Raw genomic sequence first — 18,392 nt, 5'->3', positions numbered from 1 at the left:
GCACCGCCTGCCGGCACCCGGCCCGGGCCCGTCACCGCAGTGGTGACGGGCCCGGGCCCTTTTCGCAGGAGGCTCCGGGCTTCTCGTGCTCCCGGGGAGCCTCGTCTGCCGTCGGTCAGAACCATCGGTCAGAACCAGTTGACGGTGAGCGGGAAGGTGACGGTGGCGGTGGCGCCCCGGGCGTCGGTGACGGTCGCCGTGACCGGGAAGCCGCCGGTCTGCCAGGGGCGGCCGCCGATCCGGCCGCCGCCCGCGTCGGCGGACAGGCCCAGCGGCAGTCCGGTGGCGCGGTAGGTGAGCGGGGGCGTGCCGCCGGTGGCGGTGAGGTTGACGGTGCACTCCTGGAGGAAGCGGCAGGTCTGCGGGCCGGGGGTGGCCAGGGTGAGGCCGTCGCCGGGCGGTTCGGTGCCGCCGGTGTCGAAGACGCCGGTGACCGGGGTGGCGGTGGCCGCGTTGCCCGCGTGGCCGGTGCCGTACATGTCCTCCAAGGTCCGCAGCAGGCTGTAGTGGTTGTAGTCGCCGCCGAGACCGCCGCGGGTGAGGTGGGCGCCGTGGAAGACGGTCGCGATCCGGTTGGAGCCGAGGTAGTTGTCCTCGTCCCAGGTGACCATCAGCAGGCTGTTGTGGTCCTCGGCCCACCGGGCGTAGCCGGCGAGGTTGTTCTTCAGCCAGGTGTCCCCGCTGCCGACGGCGCAGTCGTGCATGTCGTTGCACATGTCCGGGATGACGAACGAGACGGTCGGCAGCGTGCTGAAGTCGTCCCGGGGGAACTGGGCGAAGGTCTTGCCGGTGTCCAGCGGCACGTTCCGGAAGGCGAACCAGGGGCTGTGCCGCTGCGCGTAGCGGCCGTCGGAGCAGGTGGTGGAGCCCTGGGCGGGCAGGCCCTCGTTGTAGCTGGCGAAGGTCTTGCCGGCCGCGATCAGTTCCTGGGCGAGGTTGGGCGCGGTCATCGACCGGGCGGTGTAGCAGCCGTCGCCGGTGATGCCCTGGGTGGCGCCGGAGAAGAGGTTGAAGTAGTTCGGCTGGCTGGGGTGGGTCAGCGCCTTCATGCCGGTCAGGTCGGCGCCGGTGCGGGCGAGTTCGTTGAGGTAGGGGGCGTCGCCGTTGCCGATGATCTCGCCGTACTGCTTGTTCTCGAAGACGACGACCACGACATGGTCGTAGGACGGCAGCGCGGACCGGGCGGGGCGGGCGTCGGCCGTGGTGGCGGCGGCGAGCAGACCGAGCGTGCCGAGCACGGCCGCGAGCGCTCGGCGCCCGCGGCTGAGTCTTCGTCTCATCAGCTCTCACTCCTTTTGGGGTGGGCGGGGCCGGTGGGTTCAGTCCTCGCGGCGGGCGGCGGCCGTGACACGGATCCGCAGCAGACGCGGTACGGGCAGGTCGCAGCGGCGGAAGGCGTCGATGACGGCGGTGCGGACGGCGCCGCGCCGCTCCGGGGGCATCAGCAGCAGGACACTGCGGCCGGGGCGACTGCCCGGCCAGGAGGCGGACCGGGCCCCGGCCGTGAGGGCTTCGCGGACCGCGGTGGCCAGTCCGGTGGCCACCGCGGCGGCGCCGTGGTCCGTCGTATCGCTGCCGGCGCCGGGGGCGGTACGGGCCGTCAGGAGCAGCAGGCTGGGGGCGGGGCCGCCGTCGGGGGCGGGCAGCGGCCGGTGGGTGCCGCCGTCGGCGGACAGGAGGTGACCGGTGCGGCCGAAGAGCACCGCGCGGCGCAGCCCGTGATCACCCGGTACGGCGGCTCCGAGGAGGTCCGCCAGCCGGGCGCGGGAGAGCGGGCGGGCGCCCCGGGCGGCGTGGACGTCCGCGAGGGCCAGCGCGACCGCGCACTCCAGCGGTTCGGCGACGGGCAGCCCCACGGCGTCGGGCAGGGTGGCGTTCACGTGCAGATCCGCGCCGCCCCGGCCGAAGCCGGCGGCGGCCAGCGCCCGCAGCACGGCGTAGGGGCGGGCCGCCCAGCCGGGGGCGGGAGCGGCCGGTCCGGTCAGGGGGAGTTCGGCGGACTCGGCCGGGTGGTTGAGCGAGCCGCAGCGCAGCAGCCCGTCGGCGCGCGGGGAGACGGCCGCGGCGACGTACCAGTTGGCCGCCGCGACCCAGTCGGTCCCCGGGCCCGCCGCGGGCGGTGGGCCGGGGTCGACGGCGGAGGCGGCGAGCCGGAAGGCGTACGGGGCCCGCCACACCGCGCCGGGCGGCCGCCCGTAGGTCGTCGCGAAGCCGTGGGCGAGCAGCCGCAGCAGCGGGTCCGCGGTCGCGCGCCGGGCCAGGTCCACCGGGCTCACCCCAGTGCTTTGCGGGCCAGCAGCCGGTAGGCGTTGCCGCCGTCGGTCGCCCGGGCGGCCACGGTGCCCAGGGCGTCCAGGGCGAAGGCGGCGGCGTAGCAGGGCACCGCCACGGCCTGGACGGTACGGCGGGCGGCGCGGCGGGCCGGGGTGTCGGGGACGGTGGCCCAGGGAGCCTGCGGGTCGGGGACGAGCCGGTTCGCGAGGAGGGCGACGGCCGCGAGGAAGTCGCCGTTGCCCTGGTGCGCCGCGCCGTGCTGTTCGGCGAGGACGGTGAAGCCCCGTGCGGCCAGGGCCTGTTTGAGGTTGCCGACCGGCATCAGGTGCTGGTGCTGGGGCTGGAACCAGGGCAGCCAGTAGGGGCCGAGCAGTCGGCCCGTACGGGATTCGGGGTCGGGCAGCTCGATCAGCAGATGGCCGCCGGGGGCCAGCACCTTGACGGCGGCGTCGAGTTCGGCGAAGGGGTCCCGGGTGTGTTCGAGGTAGTGGTGCATGCTCACCGTGTCGTAGCGGCCGGCGAGCCGGTCGGCCAGGTCGGGGAACTGGCCCTGGTAGGCGGTGGTGATCCAGCCGCGGCGGGCGGCCTCGTGGACCCCCTCACCCATGTCCAGGCCGTCGAAGCGGGTGTCGGGCCACACGGCGCGCGCGGCGTTGCAGAAGTGGCCCGCGGCGGTGCCGACGTCGAGCCAGGCCCGGGGGGTGGTGAAGGGCCGCAGCAGGGCGGCACGGTCGCGGTAGGTGCCGCTCATCCGGCCCAGGACCAGGGCGGCGCCCTCGCCGCCGAGGCCCTCGTAGAAGTCGCGGTAGTAGAAGTCCAGTCCGTCCGGGGTGAGGCGGGGGTTCTGGAAGACGTGACCGCAGCGGCGGCACTCCTCCAGGGTGAAGCGGCCGGGCTTGCCCTGGAGCAGGTCGGGCATGCGGACCCGCACGGTGAGGTCCGGCGCGGAGCACCAGGGGCAGTCGGTGCGGCGGGGTTCGAGGAACCGCTCGGTACCGGCGGCGAGTTCGCCGGTGTAGGCCGCCTTGCGCGCCGCCCGGTCGGTGGGTTCGGGCGGGTCGGCGGGGCGGGTCGCCAGGGTCCGCAGGGCGGTGGTCAGGGAGCGCAGCGGGCGGGCGGCGGTGTCGCGGGCCAGTCCGGCGGGGCGCGGGGCGCGGCCCGGGGCCAGCACGACGACGGGCTGCAGCCAGTACAGGGCGGCCGCCGCGGCGCCCCAACGCGGCGCCGTGACACAGCACTTGACCAGCAGGGCGAGGCCGGCGAGCCGGGCGGCGGACATGAGGCCCGGCGGCAGGCCGCGGGCGCGCAGCTCCTCGGCGTGCTCCCCGGGGGTGGGCAGTGGCGCCGTCAGGCCGGGGGCGAGGGCCCAGCCGGTGGCGTCCGGGGCGTACTCCTTGAGGGTGCGCACGAGGCGGAGCAGGTCGGCCGGCGAGCGCGGGGGCTCCCCGTCGGCGAGCCCGGCCCGGCCGAGGACCTCGTCGGTCACCAGCAGCGCACGGCCCGCGCCGTGCCCCGGAGCGCAGCGGTCGGTGCGGTGGGCCGCGGGGTCGAGCAGCCGCAGCAGCCCGAGCGTGCTCTCGGCGTCCAGCCGCGCCGGGACCAGGTCCAGCACCTGGAGTCCTTCGCGTACGGCGTGCGCGACCGCGGCGCGCAGGGTCGCCGCGTCGGCGGTGACACCGGGTGCGGTGAGCAACCGCCAGCCCAGCGGCGGCCCGGTGTCCTCGGGGGCGGGGTCGAGGACGGGCAGCGCGGCGAGGCGGCGGCGGGCGCGTACGGTGCCCGCGCCCAGCGCCGTGCAGGCGGCGGCCGCCGCCCATCGCGTGCGTCGTTGCGAACGGTGCGCTCGCGTCATCCGGCTCACGGTCCCTTCTTCGTCACGGTGCGGGCGGCGCCGGGGTGGGACGGGTGCGGGCGCTGCCCGAGCGGCAGTTTCTCCAGGCGGTCGGCCGCGGCGGGGGCGCCGCCCGCCGCGGCGAACGACGCCTGGATGCGGCGGGCCGCGCGGCGGTGCGCCGGGTCGTCCAGGACGGCGGCCAGGGCGCGGTGGAGCTCGTCGGCGCGGGCCCGGCCGAAGCGCACCCGGACGCCCGCGCCGGCCTCGGCGACCTGGCGGGCGACGATCGGCTGGTCGTCGCGGACCGGCGCCACCACCAGCGGCAGCCCGTAGGCGAGCGCCTCGCACACGGTGTTGTGGCCGCCGTGGCACAGCACCGCGTCCAGGTGCGGCAGCAGTTGCAGCTGGGGGACGTACTCCTGGTGCACCAGGTGCGGCGGGACGGTTCCGACGAGGTCGCCCGGGGCGGCGAGGATCAGCTGCGCCCGGTCGGCGAGGGCGTCCGCGGCGCGCAGCACCGCGGGGTAGAAGCGGGCGCCCGCCTCGCGGTTGAGGGTGCCCAGCGAGACCAGCACCCGCGGCCGGGCGGGATCCAGCCGGTGCCAGGGGAAGCCGCGGGACGCCGGGCGGGCACCGAAGGCGGGGCCGACGAAGGCGTAGTGGGACGGATACCCGCCCGCGCCCCCGGTGTCCGGCCCGGCGCCGATGAGGGCGGGGGTGGAGAAGACCAGGACGAGGTGGGGCGAGAACCGCGGGTCCCAGCCGGTGGGGGCGCCACAGTCGGCGAGCAGCGCGGCGATGCTGTGCGCCACCCACTCCCCCACCTTCGGCACCCCGGCGAACGGCCGGGTGAACTCCGCCGACGTGGTCGCCGAGGTCGCCCAGGGCAGGCCGTGCCGGCGCGCCACCACGGCCCCGGCGAGGGCCTGTTGGTCAGCCACCAGCACGTCGGGCCGGAACGCGGCGACGGCGGCGTGCACGCCGGGCAGCATGGCGCGGGCCAGCGGGATGAGGACGTCCGCCCACAGGAACCGCAGCGCGGCGACGCCCCGCAGATCGCACCAGCGCGCGTGCAGCACGTCATGCCCCTCGGCCGCGCTCCGGTCCCCCGCCGCATACAGCAGGGCGCCCGCGGGCAGCAGCGGCTCCAGCGCGGCGGCGGGTCCGCTCCAGGCGACCTGGTGGCCGCGGGCGGTGAGTTCGGCGGCGACGGCGACGGTGGGGTTGACGTGTCCGGCCAGCGGCGGGACCACGAAGAGCACTCTCATCCGGCCACCGCCCCGGCCCGGGCGCCGAGCCGCGCGAGCACCGCGGCGCACAGTCCCTCGGTGGCCTCGTTGAGCACGGTGTGCCCCACCCCCGGCAGCACGCACAGCTCGCAGTCCGGCGCGGCGCGTGCCAATTCCCGGGCGCCGGGCAGGAGTTCGGAGTGCGCGCCGTAGACGGCGAGGACCGGGCACTCCAGCCGGGTGAAGTCGCGGGCGGTGAAGGCGGTGGACGAGGCGAGGTCCTCGATCAGGGTGGTGCGGTTGAGCAGCGCGTCGGCCCCGGCCGCCAGCCGGGCCTCCTTGCGGCGCCCGAGCGCGGCGAGCTGTTCGGGCAGCCGGCTGTCCTCCAGGCCCAGGGCCGCGACGGAGAGGGTGTCGGTCATGTCCGCCACCCAGTCACCGGTCAGCTGGGCGTCGATCAGCACCAGCGAGGCGACCAGGTCGGGGCGGCGGAGCGCGGTGTGCAGGGCGAGCACGCCGCCGTAGCTGTTGCCGACCAGATGGACCGGGCGGCGGTCGAGCCCGAGGGCGGCGAGCAGGGCGGTCAGGTCGGCCAGCGCGGTGTCCCGGTCGTAGCCGTCGACGGGCCGCTCGCTGCGGCCGTGCCCGCGCTGGTCGTAGAGGAGCACCGGGTGGCCGGCGCGGGAGACCGGGCCGGCCAGGGTGCAGTAGAAGCTCGACAGGTTGTCCATCACCAGCCCGTGGAGGAAGACCACGGTGGGGCCGTCGCCGCGGCCCGGCAGCCGCTGGGTGTGCAGGCGCAGCCCGCCTGCGGAGGTGTGGGCCATGGCGCGCTCAGCTCGCGCAGGCCCGGCCGGCGGTGACCCGCTCGACATGGACGGCGAGTTCACCCACCGACATGGCCAGGATCTGGTCGATGTCCTTCTCGGCGAGGAAGCCGAGGAAGTCCACCGACGAGCCGTAGCGCTCCTGGAGCAGCTCGGCCAGGGCGACGAACTCGATGCTCTCCAGGGCCAGATCGTCGTTGAAGGTGGTCGCGGGGCCGATCTCGCCGACGATGAGGAGTTCCTCGCCGACGACGCTGACCAGCATGTCGGTGATCTCGTCCACGATCGTCCGGGTGCGCGCGGTGCGGGGCTCAGCTGCCATGGATGACCTCCGGGGATGTGGGGGTGCCGGCGCCCGTACGGTCCCCGGGCCGCGGCCCGGTCCAGGCGACGACATGGCGTGCGGACGGGTCGTGGACACGGTCGAGGTGGACGAGGTGGCGGTGGCCGTCCGGGGCGGTCACCCACAGGGCGCCGCCCGTCGCGGTGGCCACGGTCCAGGCCTGCGGACGGCAGCCGAGGCCGGTGCCCGCCGCCTTCGCCGCGGCCTCCTTCGCGCACCACAGCGCGGTGAGCCAGTGGGCCCGGCCGCCGTCGGCGTCGCGGGCGTGGAGGCCGTCCGCCAGGCGGTGTTCGGCCGGGGTGAGGGCGATCCGTTCGAGGGCGCGCGGATCCTCGGTGACCGTCTCGATGCCGATCCCGACGGGCCCCGCCCGGTGGGCGAGGGCGACGGCGATCCGGTCCTTGTGGGCGAGCGAGAGATGGATGCCGCGGGTGAGCGGGCCGTCGGGGCGCGGGCGGCCGCGTTCGTCGTCGACGACGGCGACCTCGGCCGGGAAGACCCCACCGGCTTCCTCGTCCCACAGCAGTTCGCGGACCGCGTCCTTGGCCGCGATCCGGCCCAGCAGCCAGGCCGTGCGGGCGTGCGGCGCGCACCGTTCGTAGCGGGCACGTTCGGCCGCGCCCAGGTAGCGGCGCATGACCAGCTCCTGCGAGGCCGGGTCCGACCAGCGGCGCCGGGCCAGGCACCAGCCGCCCGGCCGGGGTTCACCGATGCCGCACACCTCCGGGGTGAACTTCATCGGCCACACCCGCTCGTCGGCACCGAAACGCCGGTACGTCCAGCCCTCCAGCCGCGCCCACACGGTGCCGTCGGCGCGGCACAGTTCGACGTCCCCGCGGACCGTGCCGGGCCGTACCGCGCGGATCCGGGCGGTCGCCGCCAGCAGGGTCCCCGCGGGGGGCTGGGGCCCGTACAGCCGTATCCGCTCCAGGGTGGCGGGGAAGACCAGCCGGTCGCCGGCGAGCTTGCACTGCATCCAGTGGCCCAGCAGTTGGCCAGCGGCGTCCAGGAGGGCGCCGGGTGCGGGCAGGACGCGCAACGTGCCGCGGATGCCGTCGGCCGCGAGCGTGGCGACCTCGTGGACACCGGCGAACGCCGGGCCGTGGAACATCCACCGGTCCCGGTAGAGCGCGGCCGCACTCACCGGCGCCGGCCCGCCGGAGGTCAGCGCCGCGGGGTCGGGGGGCGGCGGGGCCGCGTGCTGTGCCCCGAGGTGGACGGTGACGGTGGCGTACGCACCGAGGTCGACCCGTATCCGGCCGTCCCCGGCGGGGGTGGCGGTGACGGGCAGGTCGAGCGGCGGGGCGACGGGCAGCCAGCGCAGGGCCCGTACGTCGGAGTAGCCGGTGACGGTCTGCCCCGGGGCGAGCTGCCGGGCCTCCTCGGCGGCCAGTTCGAGCAGCGTGGTCATCGGCACGACGGGGAAGCGGTCGGCGGGCTCCGGCCAGTCGGCGGGCTGGAGGTAGACGCAGTGGTCACGGACGTACGGGAGGGTGTCGAGGGAGAGACGCCGAACGGTGCGGCGGGGGCCGGCGGGGGACGCGGCCGGGTGGGCGGGCCGAGTGGCGGCGGTGTGGGTGGCGGCCGCGGCGGCGACGGTCCGGGTGGCGGCGCGGGTCTCGGCCAGGAGCGCGTCCAGGGCCTGCCGGACGGGTTCGGCGACGGGCGGGCCGGGGGGCGGCAGCGCTCCCCCGCCCCCTCCCCCTCCTCCCCCTTCGGGGGAGGGGGCGGGGGGTGGGTTCGGGGGTGGGGGGTGGCCGGCGGGCGCGAAAATCCCCGTCACCGGCACCGTGGTGCCCAGGCGGACGAGCGGTGAGCCGAGGTCGAGTCGGACCGGCGGGCCGGATGCCGCCGGGCCGGTGGCGGGCCCCGCGGGCGGGAGGGAGGCCGGCGCCGCGGGTGGGGCGGCGCCGGCGGGCCCCGCCAGCCGGTCCCAGCGCGGGCTGAGTCCCTCGGCCCACAGGGCGGCGGCCAGTCGGCGCAGCGGGGCCGTGCCGCCGTCACGGGAGCCGGCCGCCGCCACCGCGAGATGGTCCTGCCCGTGGAGGGTGTCGGACACGAAACCGGTGAGGCTGCCGGCGCCGACCTGGACGAAGGCGCGCACCCCCGTCTCGTACAGCCGACGGGTCAGCTCCCGGAAGCGGACCGGCTCCAGCAGGTGACGCAGCACCAGCCGGCGCACCGCGGAGGGCTCTTCGGGAAAGGGCGCGACGCTGGTGGCCGACCACACGGGGAGCTGCGGGTCACGCTGCGGCAGGGCGTCGAACGCGGCGCCCACCTGGTCGAGGTAGGGCGCCCACATCGGCGTGTGGAAGCCGGAGCGGAAGGGCATCTCCTGGGCCCGGACGCCCTGCGCGGCCAGGCGGCGGGCGGCCTCGGCGAGTTGCCCGGAGTCCCCGCAGATCACCGACTGGTGCGGGCAGTTGTCGTGGCTCACGGCGACCCGGTCGAGCCCGGTCAGCGCCTCGGCGGCCTGTGCGGCGCCGCAGCCCAGGGCCGCGTAGACCAGGTCCGGCACGGCGAGGGAGGTGGGCCGCAGCGAGCCGAGGAAGGCGTCCACGGCGTGCGGCGGGTACATGCCGGCGACCACCATCGCGGTCCATTCGCCGAGGCTGTGGCCGGCCAGCAGGTCGGGGGCGATGCCCATCTCGCGCAGGGCGCGGGCGAGCAGCCGTCCGGTGGTGAGGGTGTCGACGGCCCGCTCGACCAGTCCCTCGCCGCCGGTGACGTGGGGGTGGGGCAGGTCCAGCAGGTCGGCGATGTCGTCCACCGGGGGCGGCAGCTCCGCCTCCAGTCCCGGGAAGAGGAACGCGAGCCGCGCTCCCGGCTCCGGGGCGTACGGACCGAAGAAGGGGGCCGGGGTGAACCACACCTCGCCGCGGCCGCGCCAGGGCAGTCCGCGCGCGAGGATCTTGGCGGCCAGGGCGCGGCGCCGCGGGGTGGGGTCGGGCAGGGCGAGCCGGCAGGGGCGGTGGTGTGCGGGGACGCCGGTGTCCGCACCCCGGTCCCCGGCCTTGCGCAGTTCCTCGGCCAGTTCGGCGGGGGTGTCCGCGGTGAGCCAGAAGGTGCGCTCCGGTTCCGTCGTCCGCAGCGGTGCGCCGCGGCGGACGGGCGGTGCTCCGCGGCGGACGGGCGGTGCGTCGGGGCGCGGGCGTCCGGGTGCCTCCTCCAGGACGGCGTGTGCGTTGATGCCGCCGAAGCCGAAGGCGTTGACGCCCGCCCGCAGCGGCGCGGGACCGGTGTCCCAGGGTTCGGCCGCGGCGACCGGGCGCATCCGGGTGCGCGCCAGGTCCTCGTGGGGCTCGTCGAGGTGCGGGGTCGGCGGCAGGGTGCGGTGGTGGACGGCGAGGGCGGCCTTGATCAGTCCGGCGATGCCGGCGGCCTGCATGGTGTGGCCGAGGGTCGACTTGACCGAGCCCAGGGCGACCGGCGCCCGGCCCGCTCCGGGCGGCCCGAACACCCGTGCCAGGGTGGCCAGTTCGGTGCGGTCGCCCACCGGGGTGCCGGTGCCGTGCGCCTCCAGCAGCCCGAGCGCGCCGGGGGCCGCCGGGTCGAGGCCCGCGCCGTGCCAGGCCTGTTGGAGTGCCTGGACCTGGCCGTCGACCTGCGGGCTCATGAGACTGGAGCTGCGCCCGTCCCCGGCCACGCCCACTCCGCGGATCACCGCGTAGATCCGGTCCCCGTCGCGCTCGGCGTCGGCCAGCCGTTTGAGGAGGACGACGCCGGTGCCCTCGGAGAGCAGGGTTCCGTCGGCCCGGCGGTCGAAGGGGCGGATGTGCTGGCTGGGGCTGAGCGCGCGCAGCTGGGTGAAGACGCTCCACAGGGTGGCGATGTGGCAGTGGTGCACGGCGCCGGCGACCATGAGGTCACAGCGGCCGGCCGCCAGCAGGTCGACGGCCTGGCCCACGGCCAGCAGGGAGGAGGCGCAGGCCGCGTCGAGGGTGTAGGCGGGGCCGCGGAAGTCCAGCCGGTTGGCGGTGCGGGCGGCGGTGAAGCTGGGGACCAGGCCGATGGAGGCCTCGGGCGCCTCGGGGCCCAGGCCCGCCTGGAAGGCCTCCCGGACGGCCGAGATCTTCTCCTCGCCCAGTTCCGGGGCGAGTTCGCGCAGGGTGGCGGCGAGCTGGTGTGCGGTGCGCACGCGCTGGTCGAGGCGGGCGGTGGCGACCCCCATGTAGCCGCCGCGGCCCAGGACGACGCCGATGCGGGAGCGGTCGGCGGGCAGCCGTTCCTGGCCGCCCGCGTCGGCGATGGCGTCGGCGATGACCCGCAGGGCGAGCAGCTGATCGGGCTCGGCTCCGGGGACGGCGGCGGGCATGATGCCGAAGCGGGTGGGGTCGACGACGGCGTGCTCGTCCAGGAAGCCGCCGCGCCGGCAGTAGAAGCGGTCGCTGCGGACGGGGCCCTCGGCGCCGCGCGGGTCGTAGTAGACCTCCGGGTCCCAGCGGCCGGGCGGCACGTCGGTGAGGCAGTCGGTGCCGGCCACCAGGTTGCGCCAGTAGGCGGCGAGGTCACCGGCGCCGGGGAAGAGCGCCCCCATGCCGACGATCGCGGCGTCCGTGGGCCGGGGCCCGGCGGAGCGCGCCGCCGGCTCACTCATCGTCCGCCGCCCGGCCGCCGGCCTGCGCCGCCAGCACGACCTGGGCCGCGGTGCCCCGGGCCAGTTCGTCCAGGAGGGCGGCGGCCGCGGCGTCGGGGTCCAGGAGGGCGATGCCGCGGCGGGCGTAGGCGCGTTCCAGTTCCTCGGTGACCATGCCGCCGCCGGTCGCGGCCCAGGGGCCCCAGTCGACGGCGAGGACGCGGCCGGGCGCGCGGGCCGACCAGGCGCCGGCGAGGGTGTCCAGGGCGTCGTTGGCGGCGGCGTAGTCGGCCTGGCCGCGGTTGCCGAAGACCCCGGCGACGCTGCCGAAGAGGACGAGGAACCCGGTGTCGTCGCCGGCGGCCGACAGCAGGTGCCGGGCGCCGTCGACCTTGGTGGCGAAGACCCGGGCGAAGGACGCCGGATCCTTGTCACGCAGCAGCTTGTCCTCCAGGGTGCCGGCGCCGTGCACGATGCCGTCGAGACGGCCGTGGCGGGCCCGGATGTCGTCCACCACGGCGTGGACGGCGCCCTCGTCGGTGACATCGGCGGCGTGGTAGCGCACGGAGGCGGCGAGCGGCTCCAGCGCGGCGAGGGTGGCGGCGATCTCCCGGCGGGCCAGCACCCGGCCGGCCGCCGCCTCGATCTCGGCGGGCCGGCGCAGTCCCCGGGAGATCAGCGCGGCGCGCAGCGCGATGCGGTCGTGGGCGTGCGCGAGGGCGGGGTCCTCGGGGGTGGTCTCCAGGGGGGTGCGGCCCAGGAGTTCGATGTGGCAGCCGTGGGCACGGGCCAGGGCGAGGGCCGTACGGGCGGTGATTCCGCGGGCGCCACCGGTCAGCAGCACCACCGAGCCGGGGCCGAGCGGCGGCCGACCGGTGGCGGCGCGGTCGCGGGGCAGCGGCGCGGCCACGGTGCGCAGGGTGGTGCGCGCGCCCCGGGCGTGGCCGACGACGACCGGCTCGCCGGGTGCGCACAGTTCGGCGAGGAGGTGGTCCGCGATCCGTTCGGGGCGGTCCTTGGGGTCGATGTCCACGGCGCGGATCAGGGCGTCGGGGTATTCGAGGGCGGCGGTGCGGGCGAAGCCGCGCAGCCCGGCGCCGGGCAGCGGGTCGGGGGCGTCCCCGGCGGCGTCCAGCCCGAAGGTGCCGCCGGCGGCGGTGGCCAGCAGCAGCCGGCCGCTGCCGCCGGTCAGCGCGCCGCGCAGGGCGGCGAATCGGCCGGGCAGTACGGCCCCGCGGCCCGCCCGCAGCGCGCTGAGGTCCACGACCCCGTCCACGCCGTCCGCGGTGAGCGCGGCCAGCCGCTCGGCGGGGACGGTGCGGACCCGCGCGCCGTGGCTCTCCAGGAGGGCGGTGAGGGCCAGCGCCACTCCGTGGCCGTCCTCGACGACGGCGAAGTCGAGCCCGGCGACCACCTCCGCGGGCGGCCGGCCGGCGGGCGGGCCGAGGGGGACGGCCCGGACGAGGGAGCGGGTCGGCGGCAACGGGCCCGGCCCGCCGCCGGGTTCGTCCGGCTCGGCCGGGCCGGGGGTCAGCGGTGCGGGGGCGGGGGCCGGGGCGGACGGGGCCGGGGCGGGCTCGGGGCGGGCGGCCGCGATCCAGTCGACGATGCCGCTGATGGTCTTGACCCGGGCGAGGTGCTCCACCGCCGACTCCGTGGCCCCGTCGGCGTCCTGCGGGAGTCCGATCCGGTCGGCCAGCGCGCCGATGATCTCCACCCGCTTGATGGAGTCCACCGAGAGGTCGGCCTCCAGGTCGAGCCCGGCGTCCAGCATCTCGCGGGGGTAGCCGGTCCGGGTGTGGATGATCTCCCGTACGGCGTCGAGCAGTTGCTCGGGGCTCAACGGCCCGGGCCGGGCGGGCGGCGGCGCGGGGACGGCGGGGGCCTCGGCACGAGGCTCCTCACGGGCCGGTGCGGGGGAAGACGGAACGGCCTGCTCCGCCGGTGCTGCCGCCGCCCCCTCCCCCAAGTACCGCAGGACGACGTCCCGTTGGGCGGCGACCAGCTCCCGGGTGGTCCGCAGATACTCCAGGACCGCGTCCTGCGGGGCGGGGCCGCCGGGCGCGGCGCCCGGTGCGGGCGCCGGAACCGGACCGGCCCGCCCGGTGTCCACGCGCCGTGCCGGGCGCAGCCCGCCCGGCAGACAGGCGCCGTCGGCGGTGCGGACCAGATGCCCGTCCACCAGCCATCCCGGGCGGCGCGGCGCGGCCTCGGGCAGGATCCCGGTACGCCCGTGGAACAGGGCCTCGGGGTCGAAGGGGACCCCGGCCGCGGCGAGCCGGGCCAGGACGTGCGGCAGCCGGGCGAGCGCGGACTCGCCCGGTACGTCCAGCGGCACGGCGGTGTGCGGGCGTTCGCCCAGGATCTGTCCGACGAGCCCGGTGAGGACCCGCCCGGGGCCGGCTTCCACGAAGGTGCGCACCCCGGCGGCGTACATGTCCTCGATCTGTGCCACGAAGCGCACCGGCGCGGCGACCTGGCCCGCCAGGGTGGCGCGCAGCGCGGCCGGGGTGCGGTCGTAGCGGCGGGCGGTGGCGCCGGACCAGACGGGGACGGTGGGGGCGCAGACCTCGGTGGTGTCCAGTGCGGCGGCGAGCGTCTCGCGGGCGGTGGCGAGCTGCGGACTGTGGAAGGCGCAGGCGACCGGCAGCCGCCGGGCGTCGACCCCCGCCGCGCGCAGGGCCGCCACGGCGCGCTCCACGGCGTCCGTCGGGCCCGAGATCACGCTCTGGGCGGGGGCGTTGTGGTTGGCGACGACGACACCGGTGCCGTCGGTGACACCGACCAGCTCAGCCACCCGCTCGGGCGTGGCCACCACGGCGGCCATCGCCCCGGGGTCCTCCCCGACGGCCGTGAGGATCGCCTCGGCGCGGCGGGCGCTGAGCCGCAGCAGCGCCTCGGTGTCGAAGGCGCCCGCCGCCCACAGGGCGGTCAGCTCGCCGTAGGAGTGCCCGGCCGTGCAGTCGGGGCGCACCCCGAGGGTGGTGAGCAGCCGGTAGGCGGCGGCGGAGGCGAGGCCCAGGGCCGGCTGGGCGACGCGGGTGTCGGTGAGGGCCGCCTGCTGCGCGGTCCGCTGCCCGGGGGTGAAGGCGGCGGGCGGGAACATGGCCTCGGTCCACCGCGGATCGGCGCCGTCCAGCAGGGCGCGCAGCGCCGGGAAGGCGGTGAACAGCTCGGCCAGCATGCCGGTGCGCTGGCTGCCCTGGCCGGGGAAGAGGAATGCGAGCAGACCGGGGTCGGCGTCGCGGGGGCGCGGGTGGACCCCGTCGGCGGCGGTGCACGCGCGGGCCGCCGCCAGCTTTCCGGCGAGGTCGTCGAGGTCCTCGGCCACCACGCAGAGCTGTACCGGTCCCGGCGCCGCGGCGGTCTCGGCGGCCAGGTCGCGCAGCGGCCACGGCCGCCCGGCGGCGTCGTTGTCGGCCAGCCGCGCGGCGAGACGGTCCACGGCCCGTACGGCCGCGGCGCGGTCGGCCCCGCGGAAGCAGAAGAGTTCGGCGGGCCACTCCTCCAGGGCGTGGGCGGGCTCCGGCACTCCCGCATAACCGGCGAGCACGGCGTGGTAGTTGGTGCCGCCGAAGCCGAAGGCGCTCACTCCGGCGATCCGCCGCCCGGCGGGGACCGGCCAGGGGCGGGCGCCGCGGGTGTCGAAGCGGAACGGGCCGGCGGCCGCGGCGTCGTCCGCGGCCGGGCGGGTCAGATGCAGGGTCGGCGGCCGTACGCCGGTGTGCACGGCGCGTGCGGCCTTGATGAGTCCGGCCAGGCCGGCCGCGCATTTGGTGTGCCCGATCTGCGACTTGACCGAGCCGAGCGCACAGCTGCCGGGCTCCGCGCCCGCCGCGTCGAACAGGTCGGTGAGGACGGCGAGTTCGGTGCTGTCGCCGACGACGGTCCCGGTGCCGTGCGCTTCGAGGAGGCCCACCTGCGCGGGGCTGATCCCGGCGCGCGCATAGGCACGTTCCAGGGCGCGCCGCTGTCCCTCGGGCCGGGGGGCGGTGAGGCCGAGGGAGCGTCCGTCGCTGGAGGTGCCGACCGCCTTGACGACGGCGTAGATCCGGTCGCCGTCCCGTTCGGCGTCCGCGAGGCGCCGCAGCACCAGCGCGCCGACGCCCTCGCCGAGCGCGATCCCGTCGGCCGCGGCGTCGAAGGGGCGGCAGCGGCCGGTGGGCGACAGTGCGCGGACGGAGGCGAACATCAGGTAGTCGTTGATGCCGTTGTGCACATCGGCGCCGCCGCACACGACCATGTCGGCGTCGTGGTCGCGCAGTTGCCGGCAGGCCAGGTCGAGCGCGGCGAGTGAGGAGGCGCAGGCGGCGTCCACGGTGCAGTTGGCGCCGCCGAGGTCGAGCCGGCCGGCGATCCGTCCCGCGATGACGTTGGCGAGCACGCCGGGGAAGGAGTCCTCGGTCAGGCGGGGCAGTTCGGCGTCGAGGGCGGGCGGCAGCGGGCCGAGGTAGCCGGGGTGCAGCGCGCGCAGCCCGTAGGCGCCGGCGAGTTCGGTGCCCGCCTCGGCGCCGAAGACGACGCCGGTGCGGGAGCGGTCGAAGTCCCGCTCGGCGTATCCGGCGTCCGCCAGGGCCTTGGCCGCGGCGTCGAGGGCGAGCAGCTGCACGGGTTCGACGGCGGTGAGCGAGGCCGGGGGGATGCCGTGGGCGAGGGCGTCGAAGGGGACCGGCGGCAGGAAGCCGCCCCAGCGCGAGGGGGTGCGCTCGCCCGCCCGCGCGGGGTCCGGGTCGTGGTAGGTGGCGGCGTCCCAGCGTTCGGCGGGCACCTCGGTGACGGAGTCGACGCCGTGGACGACGTTGGACCAGTAGCGGGCGGTGTCGGTGGCGCCCGGGAAGCAGCAGGCCATGCCGACGATGGCGATGTCCAGCGGCGCCGCCTCGGGGCCCGGCGCCGCGGCCGGCGGCCGGAACCGCCGGGCGCGCGCGCCGAGCAGGGCGGTGGCACCGTCGGTCACATCGGTGTGCAGCGCGGCGAGTGTGGTGGTGGCGCTGCGGGTGGTGGCGGCCTGGCCCAGCATGTACAGGCCCTCGCGGAGCTGTTCCGGCTCCGCCACCGCCGCCGGCTCTCCGCCGTCGGCGTGCCGCAGGCCCTTGCTCGCCAGGCGCAGCCGGCCGAGGTTGCGCCGCTCCAGCTCCTCCCAGCGGGCTCGCGGGTCGGTGCCGTCCGCGGCGGGCCGGCGGGCTGCCGCGGCGAATTCGCCGGCGTAGGCGGTGTCGGCGCAGCGGGTGGCGTGGCCCGGGGCGGTGCGCAGCAGGACGGTCCGGTCGCAGGCCAGCGCGGTCTGCTGGAAGCCGGGGACGACGGCGCCGGTGGCCACGGCCTCCTGGGTGAAGAGGTAGGCGGTGCCCATCAGCACCCCGAGGGTGGCGCCGCGTTCGGCGAGCGGGGCGGCCGCCGCCACGGCCATGGCGGCCGAGCGGGCGTCGTGGATGCCGCCCGCGAAGAGCACGTCCAGGTCCTCGGCGGTGCCGCCGTGTGCCCGGGCGTGCTCCAGCAGGCGTTCGATCTGCTCGTCCCACAGCGGGAAGCTGGCCCGGGGGCCGATGTGGCCCCCGCACTCCTGCCCTTCGAAGACGAATCTGCGGGCGCCCTCCGCGAGGTAGCGCGTCAGCAGGCCGGGCGCCGGGACGTGCAGGTAGGTGCGGGTGCCGGCCGCTTCGAGGGGCGCGGCCTGGGCGGGCCGGCCACCGGCGATCAGCGCGTATTCGGGGGCGAACTCGGCCACCTCGGCGAGCTGTTCGGCGCGCAGCGCGGGCGGGGCGAAGCCGAGCAGGCCGACGCCCCAGGGCCGCTCGCCGAGCCGTTCGGCGGTCTCGGCCAGCAGCCGGCGCACCTGGGCGCCGTCCATGACGGCCAGGGCGAGAAAGGGCAGCCCGCCCTCGGCGGCCACGGCGGCGGCGAAGGCGGCGCCGTCGCTGACCCGGGTCATCGGCCCCTGGGCGACGGGGAGGTGGCGGGCCCCGGGACGGCGGGCCAACGGGCGGGTGCGGGCCGCCGCCGTGAGGTGGTCGGTGAGGGCGGCGCGGACGGCCTGCACGATGCCGGCGGTGGTGTGGTGGCGCGCGGCGAGCCGGGCGGCGAACGCGCCGTCCTGACCGACGGGGAGCAGTTGGACGGACAGGTCACGGGTGCCCAGGAGAGCGCGGAGGCGGGCGGGGTCGAGGTCCTGGACTGTCTCGGGCGCGCCGCCCGTGCGGTCGGCCGGGTCGGCGCCCGGCGGGGTGAAGTCGGGGCGCCGCAGGACCCGGTGGCCGGCGATCAGCGTGGTCTCGCTGCCGTCCATGGCGCGGAGTGCGGCGGCGACCGCCCGGGGCAGCCGGTCCGCGCCCTCGGTGGTGAGCGCGAGCTGGGCGTCGAGCAGCACGCCGGCGGCCCCGCCGGCGACGGCCGCGGCGGCGGTGTGCACACCGATGCCGCCGGCGGCGAGGACGGGCACGGTCACGGCCGGGTCGGCCAGGATCCGCTGGAGCAGCACACAGGTGGTGAGTTCGCCCACCCGGCCGCCCGACTCGTGGCCGCGGGCGACCAGCGCGGTGACGCCGGCGGCGCAGGCCGCGGCGGCCTCCTCGGGGGTGGTGGCCTCGGCCCATACGCGGCGGCGTCCGCCGTCGGCCCAGTCCCGCGGGCCGGGCGGTGCGGACCCGGCGGACCGACTGCCGCCCGGCGCGGAGGCGTACGCCCGCGGATCGGCGAGCAGCACGGTGTCGACGGTGTCGGGCAGGTCGCCGGGGACGCAGGGGCAGCCGACCGGGATGCGCACGCCGTGGGGCAGCCGTCCGGTGCGGGCCAGCGCCGCGTGCGCCGCGTCCGCGTCCCGGCCGAGGTCCAACAGGCCGAGCGCGCCCGCGCGGGCGGCCGCCACGACGATCCGCTCGTCCGGCTCCTCGAAGGGCGAGAGCACGACGACGAGATCACGTGCGGCGACCTCGGGCGGAGGTCCGGCGGGGGCGGACGATCGGGGGCGGGGGGTGCCGGGGAACGGGGGCGGGGGGACCACGGGCGCTCCTTCTGCCGGAGGGGGGCGTACACGCTGACCACTGCCACCTGCGCTACCGAGTGGTAGCCCGCTGATTACCGCGTGCATCGTGGGGCCGCCCCCGTGCACTGTCAACGCATCTGCGCCAGGCGGTAGTTGATTCCGCCAAGGTCACCAAGGCGTCCGGTCGGCCCCTCGTGGTGGCCGGTGTCCCCGCTCCGAGGTGCAGCGCCGCACCGGGTGTCCGGGAGCGTCGGACCCGGCGTACCGCCCCGTCGAGCAGCGCCGCTTCCCGCCCGGCCCGCTCCTGCCCCGTGGCGGTGGGGCGCA

8 protein-coding genes are annotated in these 18,392 nt (G+C 77.4%); all 8 read right to left on the bottom strand.

The genetic code is table 11. The features are described from left to right. Positions 1-128: 128 nt before the first annotated feature. Genes ACQP17_RS30300 through ACQP17_RS30265 form a run of 8 tightly spaced genes read right to left on the bottom strand, consistent with a single transcriptional unit; the run spans position 129 to position 18,083 of the window. A complete protein-coding gene (locus ACQP17_RS30300; protein ID WP_433859133.1) occupies positions 129-1,280 on the bottom strand; it encodes an alkaline phosphatase family protein in 1,152 nt (383 codons plus the stop codon). A gap of 39 nt (positions 1,281-1,319) precedes the next feature. Further along, on the bottom strand, positions 1,320-2,276 hold the full coding sequence (locus ACQP17_RS30295; protein ID WP_433859132.1) for a galactokinase: 957 nt from the start codon (positions 2,274-2,276) through the stop codon (positions 1,320-1,322). Beyond that, entirely contained in the window at positions 2,273-4,126 is a 1,854-nt protein-coding gene (locus tag ACQP17_RS30290; RefSeq protein WP_433859131.1) for a class I SAM-dependent methyltransferase, read from the bottom strand. Before ACQP17_RS30290 ends, ACQP17_RS30295 begins: the two co-directional genes overlap by 4 nt. A gap of 5 nt (positions 4,127-4,131) precedes the next feature. After that, on the bottom strand, positions 4,132-5,370 hold the full coding sequence (locus ACQP17_RS30285) for a glycosyltransferase (protein WP_433860045.1): 1,239 nt from the start codon (positions 5,368-5,370) through the stop codon (positions 4,132-4,134). Between the two features lie 2 nt (positions 5,371-5,372). Continuing rightward, positions 5,373-6,164: an alpha/beta fold hydrolase gene (locus ACQP17_RS30280; protein WP_433859130.1), complete on the bottom strand. Its 792-nt coding sequence runs from the start codon at positions 6,162-6,164 to the stop codon at positions 5,373-5,375. A gap of 7 nt (positions 6,165-6,171) precedes the next feature. Beyond that, complete coding sequence (locus ACQP17_RS30275) at positions 6,172-6,486, bottom strand: phosphopantetheine-binding protein (protein WP_433859129.1); 315 nt, start codon at positions 6,484-6,486, stop codon at positions 6,172-6,174. Next, on the bottom strand, positions 6,476-11,104 hold the full coding sequence (locus ACQP17_RS30270; RefSeq protein ID WP_433859128.1) for a beta-ketoacyl synthase N-terminal-like domain-containing protein: 4,629 nt from the start codon (positions 11,102-11,104) through the stop codon (positions 6,476-6,478). Before ACQP17_RS30270 ends, ACQP17_RS30275 begins: the two co-directional genes overlap by 11 nt. Next, positions 11,097-18,083: an SDR family NAD(P)-dependent oxidoreductase gene (locus ACQP17_RS30265; RefSeq protein WP_433859127.1), complete on the bottom strand. Its 6,987-nt coding sequence runs from the start codon at positions 18,081-18,083 to the stop codon at positions 11,097-11,099. The genes ACQP17_RS30270 and ACQP17_RS30265 overlap by 8 nt, the downstream gene beginning before the upstream one ends. Positions 18,084-18,392 lie beyond the last annotated feature (309 nt).

The organism is Streptomyces kronopolitis (genome assembly GCF_050953795.1).
Taxonomy (GTDB): Bacteria; Actinomycetota; Actinomycetes; order Streptomycetales; family Streptomycetaceae; genus Streptomyces; species Streptomyces kronopolitis_A.
The sequence above is the reverse complement of the archived record's forward strand: the minus strand, read 5'-3'. Positions and strand labels throughout refer to the sequence as shown.